Annotated in this window: 17 protein-coding genes; 7 read left to right on the plus strand and 10 right to left on the minus strand. The window is 71.4% G+C overall.

Translation table 11 applies throughout. From position 1 onward, the window contains the following. Nucleotides 1-66: 66 nt before the first annotated feature. From LWF15_RS14955 to LWF15_RS14960, 3 genes are read right to left on the minus strand one after another with little or no spacing between them, the layout of a single operon-like run. A complete protein-coding gene (locus LWF15_RS14955; RefSeq protein WP_232811407.1) occupies nucleotides 67-735 on the minus strand; it encodes a Maf family protein in 669 nt (222 codons plus the stop codon). Between the two features lie 55 nt (nucleotides 736-790). Further along, nucleotides 791-1,021, minus strand: a complete 231-nt coding sequence (locus LWF15_RS38145; protein ID WP_285616245.1) for an acyl-CoA carboxylase subunit epsilon — start codon at nucleotides 1,019-1,021, stop codon at nucleotides 791-793. A 12-nt stretch (nucleotides 1,022-1,033) separates the two neighbouring features. Next, on the minus strand, nucleotides 1,034-2,644 hold the full coding sequence (locus tag LWF15_RS14960) for an acyl-CoA carboxylase subunit beta (RefSeq protein ID WP_232811408.1): 1,611 nt from the start codon (nucleotides 2,642-2,644) through the stop codon (nucleotides 1,034-1,036). A gap of 106 nt (nucleotides 2,645-2,750) precedes the next feature. Between LWF15_RS14960 and LWF15_RS14965 the strand changes: the two genes are divergently transcribed. The 3 genes from LWF15_RS14965 to LWF15_RS37530 are packed head-to-tail and all read left to right on the plus strand — an operon-like array spanning nucleotide 2,751 to nucleotide 5,186. Beyond that, nucleotides 2,751-3,599 (plus strand): biotin--[acetyl-CoA-carboxylase] ligase, encoded by an 849-nt coding sequence (locus LWF15_RS14965; protein ID WP_232811409.1) that lies wholly within the window; start codon nucleotides 2,751-2,753, stop codon nucleotides 3,597-3,599. Nucleotides 3,600-3,606: 7 nt separating this feature from the next. Further along, entirely contained in the window at nucleotides 3,607-4,212 is a 606-nt protein-coding gene (locus LWF15_RS14970; RefSeq protein WP_232811410.1) for a PH domain-containing protein, read from the plus strand. Further along, complete coding sequence (locus tag LWF15_RS37530; protein WP_232811411.1) at nucleotides 4,209-5,186, plus strand: adenylate/guanylate cyclase domain-containing protein; 978 nt, start codon at nucleotides 4,209-4,211, stop codon at nucleotides 5,184-5,186. The genes LWF15_RS14970 and LWF15_RS37530 overlap by 4 nt, the downstream gene beginning before the upstream one ends. On the opposite strand, the gene LWF15_RS14980 is transcribed toward LWF15_RS37530, so the two are convergent. Beyond that, nucleotides 5,173-5,793, minus strand: a complete 621-nt coding sequence (locus tag LWF15_RS14980; protein ID WP_232811412.1) for a GtrA family protein — start codon at nucleotides 5,791-5,793, stop codon at nucleotides 5,173-5,175. The two genes, LWF15_RS37530 and LWF15_RS14980, sit on opposite strands and share 14 nt — an antisense overlap. Before the next feature lie 356 nt (nucleotides 5,794-6,149). Between LWF15_RS14980 and LWF15_RS14985 the strand changes: the two genes are divergently transcribed. The 3 genes from LWF15_RS14985 to LWF15_RS36400 all read left to right on the plus strand — a co-directional run bounded on the left by LWF15_RS14985 (nucleotide 6,150) and on the right by LWF15_RS36400 (nucleotide 8,551). Further along, the gene (locus LWF15_RS14985; RefSeq protein ID WP_232811413.1) at nucleotides 6,150-7,373 is read left to right on the plus strand and encodes a 5-(carboxyamino)imidazole ribonucleotide synthase; all 1,224 of its coding nucleotides are present in this window, start codon (nucleotides 6,150-6,152) and stop codon (nucleotides 7,371-7,373) included. 14 nt (nucleotides 7,374-7,387) lie between these two features. Further along, entirely contained in the window at nucleotides 7,388-7,963 is a 576-nt protein-coding gene (gene purE / locus LWF15_RS14990) for a 5-(carboxyamino)imidazole ribonucleotide mutase (protein WP_232811414.1), read from the plus strand. 459 nt (nucleotides 7,964-8,422) lie between these two features. Further along, on the plus strand, nucleotides 8,423-8,551 hold the full coding sequence (locus LWF15_RS36400) for a hypothetical protein (protein ID WP_269810165.1): 129 nt from the start codon (nucleotides 8,423-8,425) through the stop codon (nucleotides 8,549-8,551). Between the two features lie 372 nt (nucleotides 8,552-8,923). Here LWF15_RS36400 and LWF15_RS14995 read toward each other — a convergent pair whose 3' ends face one another. The 6 genes from LWF15_RS14995 to LWF15_RS15020 form a co-directional block, all read right to left on the minus strand. Beyond that, nucleotides 8,924-9,334, minus strand: coding sequence for a RidA family protein (locus LWF15_RS14995; protein WP_232811415.1), 411 nt, complete (start codon nucleotides 9,332-9,334; stop codon nucleotides 8,924-8,926). Beyond that, nucleotides 9,331-10,740 carry an LCP family protein gene (locus tag LWF15_RS15000; RefSeq protein ID WP_232811416.1) on the minus strand — a complete coding sequence of 470 codons (1,410 nt, stop codon included), beginning with the start codon at nucleotides 10,738-10,740 and terminating at the stop codon, nucleotides 9,331-9,333. The genes LWF15_RS14995 and LWF15_RS15000 overlap by 4 nt, the downstream gene beginning before the upstream one ends. Beyond that, on the minus strand, nucleotides 10,737-11,180 hold the full coding sequence (locus tag LWF15_RS15005) for a CoA-binding protein (RefSeq protein ID WP_232811417.1): 444 nt from the start codon (nucleotides 11,178-11,180) through the stop codon (nucleotides 10,737-10,739). The genes LWF15_RS15000 and LWF15_RS15005 overlap by 4 nt, the downstream gene beginning before the upstream one ends. A 192-nt stretch (nucleotides 11,181-11,372) precedes the next feature. Continuing rightward, a complete protein-coding gene (gene galE, locus LWF15_RS15010) occupies nucleotides 11,373-12,347 on the minus strand; it encodes a UDP-glucose 4-epimerase GalE (protein ID WP_232811418.1) in 975 nt (324 codons plus the stop codon). An 85-nt stretch (nucleotides 12,348-12,432) separates the two neighbouring features. Further along, nucleotides 12,433-13,332: an endonuclease/exonuclease/phosphatase family protein gene (locus LWF15_RS15015; RefSeq protein ID WP_232811419.1), complete on the minus strand. Its 900-nt coding sequence runs from the start codon at nucleotides 13,330-13,332 to the stop codon at nucleotides 12,433-12,435. Continuing rightward, nucleotides 13,329-14,240: a phosphotransferase gene (locus tag LWF15_RS15020; protein WP_232811420.1), complete on the minus strand. Its 912-nt coding sequence runs from the start codon at nucleotides 14,238-14,240 to the stop codon at nucleotides 13,329-13,331. The genes LWF15_RS15015 and LWF15_RS15020 overlap by 4 nt, the downstream gene beginning before the upstream one ends. 39 nt (nucleotides 14,241-14,279) lie before the next feature. On the opposite strand from LWF15_RS15020, the gene nudC reads away from it, so the two are divergent. Beyond that, the gene (gene nudC / locus LWF15_RS15025) at nucleotides 14,280-15,194 is read left to right on the plus strand and encodes an NAD(+) diphosphatase (RefSeq protein ID WP_232811421.1); all 915 of its coding nucleotides are present in this window, start codon (nucleotides 14,280-14,282) and stop codon (nucleotides 15,192-15,194) included. Nucleotides 15,195-15,219: the final 25 nt, after the last annotated feature.

The raw sequence follows: 15,219 nt of genomic DNA on the forward strand, positions 1-15,219 counted from the left end.
CGCATCAATGCCATCAAGCGGTGTCAGTTAAAATTATCGGCCACGCTGCGTGACATCCAGCCGGATTCACCGGTCGCGCGGGGTCCAAAGGCTTGGCCAGGCCACACCCAGCTCCTTGGCGAGGTCACGCAGCAGAGGCAGCGAGACGCCGACCACACCGTGGAAATCGCCCTCGATCCCGGAGACGAACGGTCCGCCCAGGCCGTCCACGGTGAACGCGCCGGCCACGGCGAGCGGTTCGCCGGTGGCCACGTAGGCCTCGATCTCGGCGTCGGTGACCTTGGCGAAGTGGACCGTGGTGACCGAGACCGCGCCCAGCGTGCCGCCGGTGCCGCCCTCGTCCTCGTCGCGCAGGTCGATCAGCCAGTGGCCGGTGCACAGCCGCCCGCTGCGACCGCGCATCTCCTTCCAGCGCCGGACCGCCTCGTCGGCGTCGGCGGGCTTGCCCAGGGCGGCGCCGTCCAGGTCGAGCACGGAGTCGCAGCCCAGCACCAGGCCGGGCGCCGGGCCGTCCTCGTCGAAGTACTCACGCTGGGCGGCACCGGCCACGTTCTCGGCCTTCTCCTTGGCCAGGAGCAGGGCCACGTCCTCGGGGTCGGTCACCCCGGTACGGGCCAGGACGGCCGGCTCGTCGACCGAGGAGACGCGGACCGACGGTTCGATCCCGGCCGAGCGCAGCGTGGCCAGCCGGGCCGGGGAGGCCGAGGCCAGGGTCAGGGGGGTATGAGTGCTCACGGCCGACAGTGAAGCAGCCCGGTGCGGCCGCGCCACATCGGCCACCCGTCTGCGATCAGCGGGTCCGGCCCGATGCCCGCCAGGCTCCCGGCCCGGGGGAGACCGGCCGGCGCAGTAGAGAGCCCCGATCCGCCCAGGCCGAACCCGACCGCTTCCCAGGCGCACCCTCGTCCTCAGTTGCTGAACCGACCGCACTGATCACGGCGAGCAGCGCCGCGATCTCCTCGGCCGACGCATCTCCCCGGACCAGGTGCAACGCAGGCCGGCCCCCCTCGTCCTCAGGCATTCCGGACCCCTCTCACAGCGGGATGTTGCCGTGCTTCTTGGGCAGCGCCTGCTCGCGCTTGTTCCGCAGGGCCCGCAGCGCCCGCACCACGTGCTCGCGGGTGCGCGAGGGCTGGATCACCGCGTCGACGTACCCCCGCTCGGCCGCGATGTACGGGTTGGCCAGCGTGTCCTCGTACTCGGTGACGAACGACTGGCGGGCCGTCTCGACGTCCCCGCCCTCGCTCATCACCTTCTTGATCTCGTTGCGGTACAGGATGTTCACCGCGCCCTGGGCTCCCATCACCGCGATCTGCGCCGTGGGCCAGGCCAGGTTGATGTCCGCGCCCAGGTGCTTGGAGCCCATCACGTCGTACGCCCCGCCGTACGCCTTACGGGTGATCACCGTGACCAGGGGGACCGTGGCCTCGGCGTAGGCGTAGATCAGCTTGGCGCCGCGCCGGATGATGCCGTTCCACTCCTGGTCGGTGCCCGGCAGGAAGCCCGGAACGTCGACCAGCGTGAGCACCGGGATGTTGAACGCGTCGCAGGTACGCACGAACCGCGCCGCCTTCTCCGAGGCGTTGATGTCCAGGCAGCCGGCGAACTGCATCGGCTGGTTGGCCACCACCCCCACCGGGTGACCCTCGACCCGTCCGAAACCGACCAGGATGTTCGGCGCGAACAGGGCGTGCACCTCGAGGAACTCGCCCTCGTCGAGGACGTGCTCGATCACCGTGTGCATGTCGTACGGCTGGTTCGCCGAGTCGGGGATGAACGCGTCCAGCGCGTCGTCCGGGACGAAGTCCTCCTCCGGGCCACCGAGAACGGGCGCGTCGGAGAGGTTGTTGTCGGGGAGGTAAGAGACCAGCGTGCGCACGTACTCCAGGGCGTCGGCCTCGTCCGAGCCCAGGTAGTGCGCGTTGCCCGACAGGGTGTTGTGGGTGCGCGCGCCGCCCAGTTCCTCGAAGGTGACCTCTTCACCGGTGACGGTGCGGATCACGTCCGGGCCGGTGATGAACATGTGCGAGGTCTGGTCGACCATCACCACGAAGTCGGTGAGCGCCGGGCCGTAGACGTGACCGCCGGCAGCCGCCCCCATGATGAGCGAGATCTGCGGGATGACCCCGGACGCCTTCACGTGGCGGGCGAAGATCTCGGCGTACAGGCCGAGCGAGACCACACCCTCCTGGATGCGCGCGCCGCCGCCCTCGTTGATCCCGATCAGGGGGACACCGGTCTTCACGGCCAGATCCTGGACCTTGACGATCTTCTCGCCGTAGACCTCGCCCAGCGCACCGCCGTAGATCGTGGCGTCCTGGCTGAACACGCACACCTGACGGCCGTCGATCGTTCCGTACCCCGTGATCACGCCGTCGCCGTAAGGACGCTTCTTCTCCATGCCGAAGGCGGTCGAGCGGTGCCGCGCCAGCTCGTCCAGCTCGACGAACGAGCCCGGGTCGAGCAGGGCCTCCAGCCGCTCCCGGGCGGTCTGCTTGCCCTTGGCGTGCTGCTTCTCCACCGCCCGGGCGGAACCGGCGTGCACGGCCTCGTCCACCCGGCGGTGGAAGTCGGCCAGCTTGCCCGCGGTGGTGTGCACGTCGATGTCCTCGGGCACCTCGGGACCGGACGCTGCTTCCGACATCACGTGACTCCTAGGTCGCTGGACTGGGAGCGAGAGTAGCCCGCAGGGGGCCTGTTCAACTGGGCCCGGATCGGGACGCAGGTCACAACGGTCCTATCCTTTCCGCATGCCGACCGGTGCCTGGGAAGACCTCGAACGCCCGCCCCTGCGGCAGGCGGCGCTGCGCGCGGCGCTGACCTCCGGGCCGCAGGCGTGGCGCTCGGTCGACGTGGTCACTGAGACCGGTTCCACCAACGCCGACCTCCTCGAGCGGGCCCGGGCGGGCGAGCCGGCCGGAGCCGTGCTGGTCGCCGACAGTCAGAACCAGGGACGAGGGCGGCTGGGCCGGGTCTGGTCGGTGCCCCCCAGGTCTGCGCTCACCTTCTCGGTGCTGGTGCGGCCCACCGCGCCGGTGGAGACCTGGAGCTGGCTGAACCTGGTCAGCGGGATCGCGGTCACCGACGCCCTGATCCGCGTCTGCGGGCTCCCGGCCACCCTGAAGTGGCCGAACGACGTGCTGCTGCCCGCCGGGGTCGCCAACGGCTACGCGGGCGACCGGCTGAAGGTGGCGGGCATCCTGTCCGAGGTCGTCGGCGACGCGGTGGTGATCGGGATCGGGCTCAACGTCAGCCAGAGCACCGACGAACTGCCCGTGCCCACCGCCACCTCGCTGGGGCTGGCCGGCTCGGCCACCACCGACCGGGACACCGTGCTGCGGGCCGTGCTGCGCGCCCTGGCCGGCCGGCTGGCCGAGTTCGAGCAGGAGGGCGTGGCCGGCCTGGCCGCCACCTACCGGGAACGCTGCTCCACGATCGGTCTGGACGTGCGGGCCGACCTGCCCGGCGGCATCTCCCGCACCGGCCTGGCCGACGGGGTGGACGACAACGGCCGGCTGCTGCTGCGGCTGGCCGACGGTTCGTCCCAGGCGTTGTCCGCAGGCGACGTGGTGCACATCCGCAACCCGGAAACGGCATGATCAGGGCATGGGCTTCCCACCGCAACTGCTGGCCGACGACGAGGAACTCGTCCTCGTCCTCCGGCGACACGTCAAGGTCATCGCCTGGCCGATCCTGCTGCTGGTCCTGATCCTCGCGCTGATCGGCGCGAGCTTCCTGCTCGATCAGACCCTGGTCACCCTGGTCGCCGCCGGCGTGGGCCTGGTGGCGGCGCTGCGCTGGGTGCTCTGGCCGGTCCTGGTCTGGTGGAACGAGATCTACGTGCTCACCACCAAGCGGCTGATCCTGCGGCGCGGCGTGTTCAACCGCTCCGGGCACGACATGCCGCTGTCCCGGCTGAACGAGGTGTCGTTCGAGCACAGCCTGTTCGAGCGGATGCTCGGCTGCGGCACGCTGAAGGTGGAGAACGCCAGCGACGGCGGCCCGCTGCTGCTCACCGACATCCCCAAGGTCGAGCTGGTGCAGCGCTCGCTCTACGAGCTGGCCGACGACCTGCGCGGGGTGCGGGGCGGCCCGCTCGACGAGTCGGTCGCGCGCAACCTGGACGAGGCGTTCGGCGACGAGTACCAGTACCGGGGCACCCGGGACGCAGCCGCGTCCGACACCCCGGAAGACCCCCGGCGCCGCCGGTGAGCGACCGCGAGGAGTTCACCTCCGCCCTGCTGGGTGGCCCCTGGACGCTGCGCCGCCGGGAGGTCGCCAAGCGGGTCGGCGTCTCGCTGCTGTCGGCCCGCAAGCTCTGGCGGGCCCTGGGCTTCCCCGGCGTGGACGACGACGAGGTGGCGTTCAACGAGACCGACGGCCGTGCGCTGGAGCGGGCGGTCGGCCTGGTCCGGCACGACCTGATCGACGAGGAGACGGCGATCGCCTGCGCCCGCGCCCTGGGCCAGACCACCGACCGGCTGGTGTCGTGGCAGATCGACGCGCTGCTGGAGTACCTGGCCAGCCGCAGCCCGAGCGGTCAGCCGGACAACCCGCTGAAGCTGATCGAGCAGCTCACTCCCGAGCTGGAGGAGCTGCTGGTCTACTCGTTCCGCCGGCAGCTGGTCGCGGCGATCAGCCGGATCGACGCCTCTTCGGGGCGCCCGGCCGACGCGGTCACAGTGTGCTTCGCCGACCTGGTCGCCTACACCCGGCTCTCCCGCCGGCTGCCCCGCCGTGAGCTGTCCCGGCTGGTCCAGCGCTTCGAGGGGCTGGCGTCGGACGTGGTCACCGCGGGCGGTGGGCGGGTGATCAAGACGGTGGGCGACGAGGTGCTGTTCATCGCCCAGGACGCCAAGCGGGCCGCGCTGATCGCGCTGTCGATCTCGGCCCGGATGGCCGACGACGACCTGGTGCCCGACGTGCGGGTGGGCATGGTGCACGGCCCGGTGCTGCGCAGCCTGGGCGACGTGTACGGCACCACGGTGAACCTGGCCAGCCGGCTCACGTCGCTGGCCGAGCCGGGCACGGTGGTCACCGACCCGGGCACGGCCAAGACCCTGGAGGACCACCCGGGCATCGAGCTGGTCGCCCAGCGTCCCCGCCTGGTGCGCGGTTTCGGTCAGGTGCAGCCGTTGCTGGTGGCGCCGATGGGCATCAGCCAGCAGCTGATCAAGGTCGATTGAGGACGTCGGTGCCGGGCAGCGCGGTCGGGCGCAGGTCGGTCTCGCCGCCCCGGTGGGCAGCCCGGTCGTGCTCCTCGGCGAGGTCCTCGGCGATCGCCTCCGGCGTTCCCGGGGGTGTCAGGTCGTCGGCCGGGTGCTGGTGGTCGTGGGTGAACACGAACGTGCGGTAGGCCCAGAACCGGAACAGCGTGCCGAGCGCCAGGCCGATCACGTTGCCCGAGATGTTGTCGGCCAGCGGCGAGTCGAGGTCGAGGATGTAGCGGGAGAAGCCCAGGCAGGCCAGGGCGATCGCCAGGCCGGCCCCGTTCATCACGCCGAACAGCACGAACTCGCGGCGCACGGAGGCGCGGCGGCGGTGCCGGAAGGTCCAGTAGCGGTTGCCCAGCCAGGAGACCACGGTGGCGACCAGGACCGAGATGGTCTTGGCGGTGAGCGGCTTGTGGTCCAGGCCGACCGCTTCGCCGACGGCGCTGTGCAGGAGCAGGTTGAAAACGCCGGTGTCGACCACGAAGGCCACGCCACCGACCGCGCCGAACTTCATGACCTCTCGGTAGAGGAGATCGACCGAGCGGCGCAGCCGGGTGAAGAGGGCGGTATCGGCGGACATTGGCCTAACAGTGCCACGGGTACCTGAGGATCGCCCAACGCAACCGGCAGGGCCGACGCGGCTGGAGGCAGGGTCTGACCGGCGGTGATCAGGCCCCTCCGGGCAGCACTCGTTCCTGTGGGCGACCCTCTCCCCATATGTCTGGCCTGCGCCCAAAGCCCACCCTCCCCCAACGCCTCCGGCTCCGGGCGGTACCCCCACCGGGGAGACACGTCCCGATTTCCGGAAGGTTGAGCCGGGTGCAGCGCGCAGGCGGAACCGGCTCAGCTCGCCCGCCTGCCCGGTCGACGCCGGTACTGACCTCGCCAATCGTTACGCTGACCGCCGTGGTCTCCACTTCACCTGATTCTTCCGGCGTGCCGGCACCAGACGGCGCCGCAGCCCCCTTCGGCACTGTCCGTCTTACCCCGCTCACTGCGGCCGACCCCATCCCCGGCGGGTTTCCCACCGTCGGTGTGATCGGCGGCGGTCAGCTGGCCCGGATGATGCAGCCCCCGGCCGTCGCCATGGGCGTCCGGCTGCGCGTGCTGGCCGAGTCGGAGACCAGCAGCGCGGCCCTGGCCATTCACGAGGCTCCGGTCGGCGACCACCGCGACCTGGCCACCGTCGCCGACTTCGCGGCGCAGTGCGACGTGCTCACGTTCGAGCACGAGCACGTCCCCGGCGCGATCCTCGAAAAGCTGGTGGCCGACGGCGTCCCCGTGCGCCCCGGCCCCGCGGCGCTCGCTTTTGCGCAGGACAAGCTGGCCATGCGCCGGAAGCTGACCGAGCTCGGCCTGCCCAGCCCCCGCTGGGCCCAGGTGCACACGTGGGAAGAGCTGGCGGCGTTCGGCGAGACCGTGCCCAGCGTGGTGCTGAAGACCCCGCGTGGGGGATACGACGGCAAGGGCGTCCTGGTGCTGTCCGAGAAGACGGCCGAGACAGCGAAGCAGTGGCTCGAAGCGGCCGGCCCGGACGGGCTCCTGGCCGAGGAGAAGGTGGCCTTCACCCGCGAGCTCGCGGCGCTGATCGCGCGCAGCCCCTCCGGTCAGGCCGCCGCCTGGCCGGTGGTGGAGAGCACGCAGAAGGACGGCATCTGCCACGAGGTGATCGCCCCGGCGCCGAACCTGACCGAGGAGCAGGCCGCCGAGGCCACCAGCGTGGGCCTGCGGATCGCCGGCGAGCTCGGCGTGGTCGGGGTGCTGGCGGTCGAGATGTTCCAGACCGAGGACGGCCGGGTCCTGGTCAACGAGCTGGCCATGCGCCCGCACAACTCCGGCCACTGGACCATCGACGGCGCCGTGACCAGCCAGTTCGAGCAGCACCTGCGCGCGGTGCTGGACCTGCCGCTGGGTGAGGTCCGGGCCCGCTCCCGGTGGACCGTGATGGTCAACGTGCTCGGCGGCGAGTACGCCGACCTCTACCGCAGCTACCTGCACGTGATGGCCCACGACCCCGGCGTGAAGGTGCACATGTACGCCAAGGAGGTCCGGCTCGGCCGCAAGGTCGGGCACGTCACCGTCTGCGGCGACGACCTGGACGACTGCCTGGCCCGCGCCCGGCACGCAGCCGCCTTCATCCGCGGCGACATCGACGAGTGAGCGAGGAATCGGTAATGAGCAGCAAGCCCCTGGTCGGCCTGGTGATGGGCTCGGACTCGGACTGGCCGACCATGGAGGCCGCGGCCCTGGCGCTGGAGGAGTTCAGCGTGCCGTACGAGGCCGACGTGGTCTCGGCCCACCGGATGCCGCAGGAGATGATCTCGTACGGAGCCGCAGCGCATGAGCGCGGGCTGCGCGTGATCATCGCAGGCGCGGGCGGCGCCGCCCACCTGCCCGGCATGCTGGCCAGCGTCACCCCCCTGCCGGTGATCGGCGTGCCCGTTCCGCTGAAGTACCTGGACGGGATGGACTCGCTGCTGTCCATCGTGCAGATGCCCGCGGGGGTGCCGGTGGCCACGGTGTCGATCGGCGGCGCCCGCAACGCCGGCCTCCTCGCCGTGCGCATCCTCTCGGCCGGGGAAGGCGAATTCGCGGCGGGCCTGCGCAGCGCACTGGTCGACTTCGCCGGCAGCCTGCGCGACGTGGCCACTGCAAAGGGCGAAAAGCTCAGGGCCAGAACAAAGGACGCCGGTGTCACCCCGGCCGCCGAAGCGGCGGCCCGTCCCGCCACGGGTTTCACAGCCGGCTGAGACCGGGCCCAGCCGGTCCCGACCGGCTGGGCCAAGCCCGGCACGCCCAGCCCGGTCACGCCAAGCCGGTTCACGTGGAGCCCGGTTCACGCGGAGCCCGGTTCACGGGAGCCCGGGGCACGCGGAGCCCGGTTCACGCGAAGCCCGGTCACGCCAAGCCGGGGCACGCCAAGCTGGTCACGCGAAGCCCGGGGCACGCGAAGCCCGGGGCACACGAAGCCCGGGGCACACGAAGCCCGGTCACGCGAAGCTGGGGCACGTCAAGCTGGTCACGCCAAGCTGTTCACGCGAAGCCCGGGCACACGAAGCCCGGTCACGCGAAGCCGGGGCACGCCAAGCCCTCACGCCAAGCCGGGGCACGCCAAGCCCTCACGCCAAGCTGGGGCACGCCAACCCCGGTCACGCCAAGTCCGGCACGCTCTGCGGACGCGTGTCGCCAGATTCGCCGTCCAAAAACCGGTGGAGGAACCGCTGGGCGAGGACCAGCCGGCCAACGCCCAGAACTCCCATCAGGCGCCCGGCCAGGCCGGCGCTCCCTACCTGGCCCCGGGCCCGTTCAGCACCCGGCGAGCATGGAGCTCGGTGTGATCGCCGGTGCCGGGACCGCTGTCGGTGCGCACCCGGAGCATGAAGTACTCATCGTCCAGTTCGTGCGGCTCCAACGAGGTGGTACGCCCGCCCGGGATCTCGAGGCGGGGGGTGTGTCTGGGGTGGGTGCGCCCGAAGCCCGGCACGTCGGAGGTGGGTGCGTCCGAGTCCCACTCGTTCCCGGCATCATCGGTGAGCCTGCCCAGAGCGCGGCGCCCGGCCCATCCGGAAACCCTGGCCCTTGTAAGCCTCAGCTGATCCCGGCATCCAGCTGGTCTGGGAGAACGGCCGATCGGAAGCTCGGTGCGCACCCCAGGTCCGGCCAGCCCTTGGGCTTGGCCGCGGACCTGGGGAGGGCTTCGTGGATCCGGCTCAGTCGAGAACGGCGGCGACGGCTTCCACCTCGACCAGCTGGTCGGTGTAGCCGAGCACGGTGACGCCCACCAGGGTGCTGGGCGGATCGTGCGGGCTGAACTCGTCGCGGACCACCTGCCAGGCCGTCACCAGGTCGGCCTGGGAGGTGGAGGCGACCAGGACCCGGGTGCTGATCACGTCTTCCAGGTCGGCGCCGGCGTCGGCCAGTGCAGTGCGCAGGTTGGCCATGCACTGCGCGGCCTGGGCCGCGTAGTCGCCCGGGCCGACTGTGGAGCCGTCTTCGGCCAGGGGGCAGGCGCCGGCCAGGAAGATCAGGCGGGCATCGGCCGGGGCGGTGGCGGCGTAGGCGTACTCGGCCACGTCGGACAGCGTGCCCGACCGGATCAGACTGACTGCACGTGCGGTCATTTCGCCTGTTTCTTCTGCTCCTCGGCCATGGCCCGCAGCACCTCGGTGTCGTCGTTCTTCAGCGCCTCGAACATCTGCAGCGCCTTCTCGGTGTCCCACTTCACCGCCGACATCCCGCCCACGCGGAAGTCCGGGTTGCCGATCGGCACCGTCATGGACAGGCCGTCGCTGCCCGAGACCGCGCGCATGGCGAGCACGAACTTGGTCAGCGCGATCGGCCCGGTGGACTCGTCGACGGTGAGCGCGCCGCCGCCGGCCTTGGCGGCCGGGATCGCGCGCCAGGGCTGGATCAGGGTGCCGGGCGAGAGGGTCTTCTTGGCGATGGCGGCCAGGGTCTCGCGCTGGCGCTCGACCCGGCCCAGGTCGCCACGGGGGTCGCTGTAGCGGGCGCGGGCGTAGCCGAGGGCGGTCTTGCCGTCCATGTCCTGGCAGCCCTTCTTCAGGTTGATGTGCGCCTTCGCATCCTTCATCGCGCGCTTGGGGCACAGCTCGACCCCGCCGATCGCGTTGACGATGTCGGCGAAGCCGCCCAGACCGGTCTCGACGTAGTCGTCGACCTTCACGCCGCCGACCTCTTCGAGGGTCTTGATCAGCAGGGTGGGGCCACCGATGGCGTAGGCCGCGTTGATCTTGTTGCTGTCGTGGCCCGGGATCGGCACGTAGGAGTCGCGCGGCACGCTGATCAGCACGGTGGGGCCGTCGCCGTCCGGCACGTGCAGCAGCATGATCGTGTCGGTGCGCTGCCCGGCCGCCGAGCCGGTGCCCAGGTCTTTCTTCTCCTCGTCGCTCAGGTTCTCGCGGGAGTCGCTGCCGACCACCAGATAGGTGCGCCCCGACGTCTCCTCCAGCTTGGAGCCCTCGTGCGCCGGGCCCACCGCGTCGACCCGGTTCAGACTGCTCCAGGCGGTGAAGCCGAGGATGATCGGATAGGCGATGAGCAGGCCGACGAGCACCAGCACGACCAGCTTGACCCGCGGCCGGGGCAACTGGCGCCCGCTCGGCCGCACCGACGGCGGCCGCCCCGGACCACCGGGACCACCGGGCCCGGGCCTACCCGGGCCCCCAGGACCGGCCGGGCCCCGCCCGGAAGGACGGCCGTCGGTGCCCCGCCCGCCCGACCCCGCGCCGTACTGCCCGTAGCCGCTCACGCCGTAGGGCTCGTCGCGCTCGTCGACGTGCTGCCCGTACTGCGCGTTCGGATCAGCTCCGCCGTGCTGCCGGTACATGTCGCCGACCTGGTCCTCTTCTTCCGGCCAGGCGGACTGGGACGACTGAGAAGACTGGGACGACTGCGGACGGCCGCTACGCGCGGGCCGCCCGGCGGCCTCCTCGGGCGACCAGAACTGGACCGCATCGTCTTCGTTGTTGTTACCGCCACGGCCCCGGCGGGGATCGTCGTTGCTCATGCCACGCCCAGCCGGGGTGCCTCGATCGCGGGGCACGTGTCCATCACGACCTGCAGACCGGCCGCCCGGGCGCGGGCCGCCGCGGCCTCGTCGACCACGCCGAGCTGGAGCCAGACCGCCTTGGCACCGATCGCGATCGCCTCGTCGACCACCTCACCGACCCAGCGGCTGTGGACGAACAGGTCGACCACGTCGATCGGGCCCTCGGCGGCGGTGGCCTCGGCCAGGGTGCGGTAGCCCTTGGCGCCGTGCACCGTGTCGGCGTTGTGGTGCACCGGCACGATGCGCATGCCGAGGTTCTGCACGTACCTCGCCACGCTGTGGGCGGGGCGGCTGGTGTTGCTCGACAGCCCGACCACGGCCCAGGTGGCGGGGGTGGTGAGCAGGCGCTGCACCACCCCGGGATCGTTGCGGTGTGCCCTCGGCGTACCGGTTTCCATGGACACAGTCTGCCCTGCGGCACCGACAATTTGCCGTCGGGCGGGAAGGAACCGGAAAAGCGGACGGTGCGTGAAAAGTTCGCTACCCAGCGGAACCTGGGGTGTAGGGGTACATGCTGACGGTGGCAGCGGGGGCGGACCGGGCGGGGGCGGACCGGCCGGCAAAGGCCGGGCCCGCCCCGCGACCAGGTGCTACTTGACCGCGGCCTGCCAGGCGGCCCAGGCCGAGGAGACCATGTCCTCCAGGCTGTGCCGGGTGTCCCATTCCAGGTCGCGCCGGGCCAGCTGGCCGTCGGCCACGATCTTCGCCGGGTCGCCCGGACGCCGGTCGAGAATCTCCGGCTCGAAGGCGATTCCGGTGACCTTGGCGACCGCGGTCATGATCTCGAGCACCGAGGCGCCGCTGCCGCTGCCCAGGTTGTAGACCCGCTCGATCGGCTGGCCGGCCTCCATCCGGGCGGCCGCCGCGACGTGGGCCAGGGCGATGTCCTGCACGTGCACGTAGTCGCGCACGCAGGACCCGTCGGGGGTGGGGTAGTCGTTGCCCCGCACCTTCGGGATGCCGCCGTCGGTGAGGGTTTTCATCACCAGCGGGAACAGGTTGTGCGGGCTCACGTCGTAGATGTCCGGGTGCCCGGAACCGACCACGTTGAAGTAGCGCAGCGAGGTGTGGGTGAGGTCGGAGACCCGGCCCACGTTCCGCAGCAGCCACTCACCGATGAGCTTGCTCTCCCCGTAGGGGGATTCGGGCGTGGTGGCGGTGCTCTCGGTGACCAGGTCGACGTCCGGCGTGCCGTACACCCCGGCGCTGGAGGAGAACACGATGTTCTTGACGCCGACCTCGGCCATCACCTCGAGCAGGTGCTGGGTGCCCTGCACGTTCTGGGTGTAGGTGTGCAGCGGGCGCTTCACCGACTCGCCCGCGTACTTGAAGCCCGCGCAGTGGATCACGCCGGTGATCGGCGAGCCGTCGGTCTCGGTCAGGGCCGCCCGCAGCACCTCGGCGTCCAGGATCGAGCCCTGGTGGAACCGCGTGCCGGAGCCGACGAAACCCCGGATACCGGTCGAGAGGTCGTCCAGGACGGCCACGGACCGCCCGGACTCCTCGAGGCAGCGGGCGATGTGCGCGCCGATGTACCCGGCGCCACCGGTCACAAGCCATGTCATATCGGCAACCCTACTCACCGGATCGGCGGGCAAGATCGCGGGAGGTCCCGGGGTACCCGGCCAAACCGGCCCTGATCGGGCGAAACTAGCGCGTGCGGAGGTCGAGAGCCACCCGAACGGCACGATGGTCGCCCACCGGAAGGTCGGGTACGAGCTCGCCGCTGGCACTCACCCCCGGAGGCAGACCGGCGCCGAGCACATGGTCGAGCTGCACTCCGGGCCGAAGCGCGGGGAAGGTGGGACCGCTGACCAGGGGGTGCCATCCGGTGGCCCGGCGGGCCGGCATCGGGGGCATGTTCAGGTCTCCCATCACGATCACCGGCCGACCGGGAGCCGGCAGTTGCAGCCCTTCCAGCCAGCGCCGGATCTGCCGCAGTTGACGCACGTTCACCCCGGGCACGAACGACAGGTGGGTGCAGACCACCGTGACCCCCGTGGCCAACTGGGCGGCCAGGGCCACCCGAGGCTCGTCACGCAGCCACATCATGCGCGCAGGACGGCCCGGCACGACCAATGGGAAGCGCCCGCGCGAAGGGGGCAGCCGCAATTCGTGCCAACGCTCGACCTCGATGCGCGACACCAGACACACCCCGTAGGCGGGTCCGGCTGACGAGTCAGATCTACGGACGTCGGTGGCCTGGCTTCCAGAAACGTCTCCACCTACGTGAGGGGAGACTTCCCGACCCGGAGGCGCACCGACGTCTGTAAGCACGTTTTCGGTGACCCCCGTCCACCCGGGCTCGCCGGGCGTGCCGAGCACCGTGGCAGCAAAGCGTGCGTACGGAGCGTTCATCGCCTGGGCGATCTGGGCCGCCTGGTTGGCCCCGCCCGAACGCGGCTGCCCGGAGTCGACCTCCTGACCTGCGAGCACGTCCACGTCGAGCGTGCGCACGGCCTCGGCCAGCGCCTGCGGCCCGGCCATCACGCCCCGGGAACTGCGCCCGGAGAACAGGTTCAGCGAGCCCAGACGCAAGCGCGCTCTCACCAGGACTCGTCACCGACCCCGGCCTCCAGGTCGGCCAGCATCTGCACCGCGTCGTCGACGATCGCCGAGTCGTCGGTGTGCACCCCGTGCAGCAGCCAGCGGGCGATCGCGAACTCGCCGGACAGCCGGGCCCGCCGGCGCAGGTCGGCGTCGGCCGCCTCGCCCCGCGCCTTCAGGTAGGCCTCGAACACCGGGGCCATCGCCGGCTCGGTCGCCCCGATCGACACCCAGGCCAGGTCGTCCGCGGGATCCGCGACCCGGGTCTCGGACCACTCCATCACCCCGGTCACCGCCTCACCCTCGGCCAGCACGTTGTCGCCGGCCAGGTCGCCGTGCACTACACAGGGCACGAAGCGCCAGGCCCCGACCTCCTCCACCGCGTGTTCCCAGCGGGTCAGCAACCGCACCGGGGTGAGCCCGGTGGCGGCCACCCGGTCCAGCTCGGCCAGCCGCCGGAACCGGTACTCCTCGGCCGTGTACACCGGCAGCCCGGCCTCCTCCACCAGCCGGGTGGGCAGGTTGTGGATGGCCGCGATCGCCTCTCCGTAGGAGGCCGCCAGCGTGGGGCGGTGCAGCAGCTCGAGCGGGCGGATCGGCCGGCCCGGCAGCTTGCGGTGAACCAGGGCCCGGCCCCCGTTGCGCAGCGGGGCCACCCCCTCGGCCTCGGGCAGGCCGAAGGGCAGCCACGAGCGCAGCCGGCCGACCAGCTCGGACTCGGCGTCCAGCCGCATGCCGGCCACGTTGTTCCGGGGGGCGCGCACCACCCAGTGCCGGCTCAGATTGTCCTCGATGAGGGCGGTGTCGACGTCGTCGGCGGTCGCGTCGAGGGTCTGGGTGCGCATCGGCTCCAGGCCGTTGACGGCGGCGGAGGCGAGCGCGGCCAGGGCGAGCGGTGATCGAGCAGGCACCAGGTAACCGTAACCGCAGAACCCGATTAGGGTGCCGCTATGCCACTGGAGCGTCTTGCCCTGTCCCGTTCGACGCTCGACCGGGCGGCCGCCCGCCGCTCCGATCCGCAGCTGATCGAGACCCTGCTCGCCGACCCCCGCACCCTGGTCGCGTTGTTCCACGAGGGCGAGACCGCGGTCTCCGCGCAGCCCACCCTGCAGCTCTGGGCCGCGAACTCGGTCAGTGGGCTGAAAACCGAGTCCCCGTACTTCTTTCTGGGGGTAGACGGCGAGGGCCGGGGGTATCTCGCGCTGTCGATCGCCGAGCGGCCGCCTACCCCCGAGGGAGTGCGCTGGGCCTCGCTGCGCGAGATGGGCGCCCTGCTCGACGACACGGGCGCGGGCATCTTCACCACCGCGGTCGCGCTGATCGCCTGGCACCGTTTCCACACCCACTGCGCGAACTGCGGCGCCGGCACCGATGTGGTTCAGGGCGGCTGGGTGCGGCTGTGCCCGGTGTGCAACCGCGAGCACTACCCCCGCACGGATCCGGCGGTGATCATGACCGTGGTCGGTGCCGACGACCGGGTGCTGCTGGGCCGGCAGGCCGCCTGGCCGGAGCATCGCTACTCGACCCTGGCGGGCTTCGTCGAGCCGGGCGAGTCGCTGGAGGACGCGGTGCGCCGGGAAGTAGCAGAAGAGTCGGGTGTGGTGGTGGGTGCGGTGCAGTACCGGGGCAGCCAGCCCTGGCCGTTCCCGTCGTCGCTGATGCTGGGCTTCCGGGGCGAGGCGCTGTCCACCGAGATCCGGGTGGACGAGGTGGAGATCGACGACGCCCGCTGGTGGAGCCGGGAAGAGCTGCAGGCCGACATCAAGGCCGGGAACCTGGTCCTGCCGCCCGCCGTCTCGATCGCCCGGCGGCTGATCGAGGACTGGTTCGGCGGCCCGATCCCCGACGACCCGGCCGGCTGGTGAAAGAGCTTCTTGAGGACGCTCGTGG

This window comes from Kineosporia rhizophila (assembly GCF_021277265.1).
Classification (GTDB): Bacteria; Actinomycetota; Actinomycetes; order Actinomycetales; family Kineosporiaceae; genus Kineosporia; species Kineosporia rhizophila.